Genomic DNA, 3,160 nt, shown 5'->3' on the forward strand with positions numbered 1-3,160 from the left:
TATCGATAATCTTATATGGCTTTACTTCTATATCATACCTAAAGTACACTCATAACCTCACGCCCCCCACTATGGGTAGGTTTGTTGAAGGTGTGGGTGTGGCGTGAAGCTACCATACAACAGCCCTCAGTACTGTTACTCCCCCTTCAGTTTACATGTAAGTAAAGAAATTCTACATAAGGCCGATACTACCCATTGTGACTTAGAGGATGTTGAAACAACCTCTTGTATTCCAGATAGTTCACAAGGGTTACTAATGGGGAAAATTATTGTAGTTTTATTGGTGCTCATCGCTTTGTATTTCAAAATCTCAGGTGGAGATGTTAAGCATGAAGCACAGCACGAAGAACCGTCTACCCAGCTCACCAATCAAGAATTACAGGACGCTAAGGATTTCGCTCAGGCTCTTATCCAGCGTGATTACACATGCGATAAAGTCACTAGGTTTAGCAATGCGAACTTCTCAGGCCGTATAGATGTATGGTGTGATGATCAATACCAGTATGAGATTACAAAGCCTGGTGGACGCTGGCAGGTAGTAGCGAAGTAATCTGAAAATTTCAGTACTAAGCCCTTTATGATGTGAATCTACAGGGCTTTTTCAATTTGTAAATGATATTATCATTCAGAACTTGCCTATAGTGAAGAGTGGTAAAATGAAAATTACTGTTGAAAATATCTCTGAGATGTTCGAGGGAACGAAAGAACTATTGATTGGTGGGCTGATCACGGCTGTCACTGGTTTGATTATTATAATTGGTCCAAATGGCAATGAATATGTAAAAGTGCCTTTGATGTTTGTTGCGATATTTCTAATTACTATAATACCTGGTTTTATCGCGATGCTTTTCTCACCATTAACAAAACTGACAGCAAAGATTTTTGATATTAAAAGTAGCAATATACTTTGCCGCCTGTTTTCATTTTTGTATTTCCTACTGTATTGGTTTGTAACGCTTTCAGTGTTCAACTTTATAATTAGAAATGTATTAAATGTACACCCAATAGAAGATGGTATGAAAATATGCTTTGCTATTGGGTGCTTTATTGTCGCAGTAGTACAAACAAGAAGATTTTACACAATACTTATTAAGTAATTGAATATGCCCCAATAACATGAACTGTCCTACTCAATGGGGCCGTCAATGTGTAGGGGCATTTTTTAGAATGGCAGTTCTTCTTGCCCACAGGACCAATCATCAGCATGTTGTTCAACCACTCGGCGTTCAGCATGTAGATAAACTAGAGCATCCAACACCTTGTTAAAGGGTGTCTCGCTAATCAGTACAAAACAATCCCTTTCAACCGTTCTCAGCCAGAACACCCCACCTACAGAACCTTCAAATATCACCCGATCACCAACTCGAATTGTTCAAGAATACTTCCCCGATAACAGACCGTGAACCAAACCCCAGCGTGTGAGAACTGATGAACACCTCTACGTATGGATGGATCGTAACCGTTCTTATTGCCCATTTCTAAGCCCTCCACTAACCGTTAGATACTGTAAATTTATACAGTGTAATACTGAAGAACAAGACGAAACGCTAAAAATTCAATAAAAACGATCATATTCAATAAGTTAAATGATTTTCTTTAGGCGAATAGTTTCTATACTAATAGATTTGAGCGATCAATAATAGAGTATAAATCGATTAAAGAGATCAATGTGATGATAATAACTAGCTTTATAGCAGAGCCGATCATGACAACTTCAGGCCAACTGGTTGGTTGTGAATTGTTAACCCGTTTCCATTGCCAGGACTTGCCTGTACTGAACAGTAAGTACTTCATCATGGCTATGGATAATGAAAGGAAGAGGGAACTACTCACACGACAACTACAGGCCATAGAATTACGTGCTTCATGGTTCAGGGATCACCGGCTTTTCTGTACCGTTAATGTTGATACCTTACAGGCACGGCTATGTGTATATGACAGTGGTATAACTCACTTACTGGATAAGCTGGAGTTTGTCAGGTTGGAGATCTCAGAAGACTTTGAAGGGTTGGAATTGGGTATAGATCATCCGGTGTTACGAACAATGTTAAACGTAGGCTATCGCTTGTTCCTTGATGATCTTGGTTCCGGTCGGGCTAACGTTGCGGCGTTAACTACTGGATGCTATGAAGCGGTAAAAATCGATAGGGCGTTCTACCGTGAGGAAGTACAGAAACCAACATTCAACGTACTGATGAAGAACATCATGAACTATTGCCCCTATGTAATCGTAGAGGGAGTAGAGCAGCGGCAAGAGCTACCAGTACTACGCGATGCTGGAGTAACTGCGGTTCAAGGCTATCTATACCGTTCAGTACCGTTCGACAAGATAACAACCTTATCTAACACCATAGTAAATACCCTATAGACAATAACTATGGGGTATACCTATGAACATCACATTACACTTCCCTCAAGGCTCTACAAGCATCATAGACGGTACTTATACAGGTTATGAGTATTCCCGTTCAGATAAGCTAATTAACGCTCATATCACGTTTGATGAATCATACAAGCTATTCATCAACCAACACCGTTTAGTACTCAGCTATAAATACATCACAGTGAATCACCAACACAGCTACACAATCGGTAGATGGGTTTATGACTGGAACACAATAGAAAATTACAAAGGCTCAGAGCGTGTACACCTCGACTATCTCCAGTGCTTGACTCAGGAATTAATACAAGATGAATCACTGAACAGTAGACCTATAGATAACTATCGAATTGCTCTATTGATCAATCAATTCAGAGAACAAAAATAACTCGACAATATGAGAACCTTTTTCATTTAGGTTCTCTTTGAACCTTAAAACACCGCGTAGATTTCGACGCACTTTGTTTTAAATATATGTGAAAAAATAATAAAGAGGCGAAACGTTATACAGATGAATAAGAACATTAGCATGAATCAGCTTGCGAAGCAGTACGGGTACAACGAATCCACAGTACGCGAATGGAAAGCACAGGGTATGCCAATTGGTGAAGGTACTGAAGAAGCTGATACACGAGCATGGATAGTACAGAATGTAATTCTACCGTTACGTAATACCGATACACGCGAACAAATAGATCAAGAACGCCTACGTAAACTAAAAGCAGAAGCGGCATTATCTGAACTTGAATTACAGGTGAAACATGGAACGGTAGTTAGTAC

At 39.7% G+C, this 3,160-nt stretch carries 4 protein-coding genes and 1 pseudogene; all 5 read left to right on the forward strand.

Annotation, left to right across the window (positions count from 1 at the left end):
• The first annotated feature begins 256 nt into the window (after nucleotides 1-256).
• Entirely contained in the window at nucleotides 257-550 is a 294-nt protein-coding gene (locus INF68_RS22895; RefSeq protein WP_023292988.1) for a hypothetical protein, read from the forward strand.
• A gap of 106 nt (nucleotides 551-656) precedes the next feature.
• On the forward strand, nucleotides 657-1,097 hold the full coding sequence (locus INF68_RS22900) for a hypothetical protein (protein ID WP_032674392.1): 441 nt from the start codon (nucleotides 657-659) through the stop codon (nucleotides 1,095-1,097).
• Nucleotides 1,098-1,672: 575 nt separating this feature from the next.
• On the forward strand, nucleotides 1,673-2,368 hold the full coding sequence (locus tag INF68_RS22905; protein ID WP_023292990.1) for an EAL domain-containing protein: 696 nt from the start codon (nucleotides 1,673-1,675) through the stop codon (nucleotides 2,366-2,368).
• 22 nt (nucleotides 2,369-2,390) lie between these two features.
• On the forward strand, nucleotides 2,391-2,768 hold the full coding sequence (locus INF68_RS22910; RefSeq protein WP_032668108.1) for a hypothetical protein: 378 nt from the start codon (nucleotides 2,391-2,393) through the stop codon (nucleotides 2,766-2,768).
• A gap of 141 nt (nucleotides 2,769-2,909) precedes the next feature.
• A pseudogene (locus tag INF68_RS22915) lies at nucleotides 2,910-3,160 on the forward strand (hypothetical protein); the annotation flags it as partial.

The organism is Enterobacter cloacae complex sp. P16RS2 (genome assembly GCF_014982155.1).
GTDB classification, from domain to species: domain Bacteria; phylum Pseudomonadota; class Gammaproteobacteria; order Enterobacterales; family Enterobacteriaceae; genus Enterobacter; species Enterobacter cloacae_M.